Here is a 446-nt window from a genome sequence, read left to right on the forward strand (position 1 = left end):
CGATCTACCTGCGCGATCCGGACCTGAACCTGATCGAGATCTCGGAGCGCGCCAAGTGACGGCCCCGCATTCCCGGCCGGTCGTCGGATTCATCGGGCTGGGCCAGATGGGCAAGCCGATGGCGCTCAACCTGGCGCACGAGGGCATCGATCTGCTGGTCTCGGCCAAGACGCGCGAGGCCTATCCGGCGCTGCAGGCTCGCGGCGCCCGGACCACGGATTCGCTGGACGACTTCCGCCAGGCGGACATCGTGATCCTGAGCCTGCCCGGGACCGATGCCGTGCGCGACGTGCTGCTGGGGACCGGCGGCCTGGCCGCCATCATGCGGCCCGGGGCGCTGATCATCGACACCAGCACCATCGAGCACGGCGCCACGTTGCAGGTCGATGAGCAGTTGCGGACGCGCGGTATCCGCTTCCTGGACGCGCCGGTCTCTGGCATGCAGG

1 protein-coding gene is annotated in these 446 nt (G+C 69.3%); it reads left to right on the forward strand.

From position 1 onward, the window contains the following. Nucleotides 1-55: 55 nt before the first annotated feature. On the forward strand, nucleotides 56-446 hold a 391-nt coding region (locus tag RCF13_RS05395), incomplete at its 3' end, for an NAD(P)-binding domain-containing protein (RefSeq protein ID WP_308140939.1).

This window comes from Stenotrophomonas maltophilia group sp. RNC7 (genome assembly GCF_030910085.1).
In the GTDB taxonomy this organism is placed as follows: Bacteria; Pseudomonadota; Gammaproteobacteria; order Xanthomonadales; family Xanthomonadaceae; genus Stenotrophomonas; species Stenotrophomonas sepilia.